Source organism: Pelagicoccus mobilis, from assembly GCF_016595505.1.
GTDB classification, from domain to species: Bacteria; Verrucomicrobiota; Verrucomicrobiia; order Opitutales; family Opitutaceae; genus Pelagicoccus; species Pelagicoccus mobilis.
In genome coordinates this window covers 1-458 of the sequence record NZ_JAENIL010000158.1, presented here as the reverse complement: position 1 = coordinate 458, position 458 = coordinate 1, and the positions used below count along the sequence as shown (strand labels likewise).

The following is a 458-nucleotide window of genomic DNA, read 5'->3' as shown; positions in this document are numbered from 1 at the left end:
AACGCAGAGTCCTCACGCGGAGGGGGCGGCAGCCCCCGGAGTTGTGAGCGACGACTTGATATGCTCTTCTTTCTTTTCGTCTTCCCAAACTGTGTTTCCCCAGCCTGTAATGGCTAGTCGGCCCTCATTCGGGTATGAATAGGTACAAATCATAATGTCCCCATTTATCTCCCATGTGCCTTTGCCAGAACCGTGGTAACCAAATTTTGGATCTTTCACGAATTTCAGTAGATCTTCATCTTCTTTCATTAGTTCGTTTAGATCATCTATCTTTTCAGGTAATCTTTCTTCGTTGTCGGCAGCATAGACCAAGGCATGTGTGTAAATCGTGCGAAGATGATTCGTAACTTCGATACGGCTTCTTTTCTTGAAAGCCACTGAGGTCGCGACTGATGGAATGAAGAGTGCGAGCAGGGCAAACTGGAGGAGTCTGATTTTCATCTTATCTGCATATCGTC

The 458-nt window shown here is 46.3% G+C and carries 1 protein-coding gene; it reads right to left on the bottom strand.

Annotation, left to right across the window (positions count from 1 at the left end; translation table 11 throughout):
- Positions 1-12 precede the first annotated feature (12 nt).
- Positions 13-458: hypothetical protein (locus JIN87_RS28040; protein WP_234033686.1), on the bottom strand; the 446-nt coding region annotated here is incomplete at its 5' end.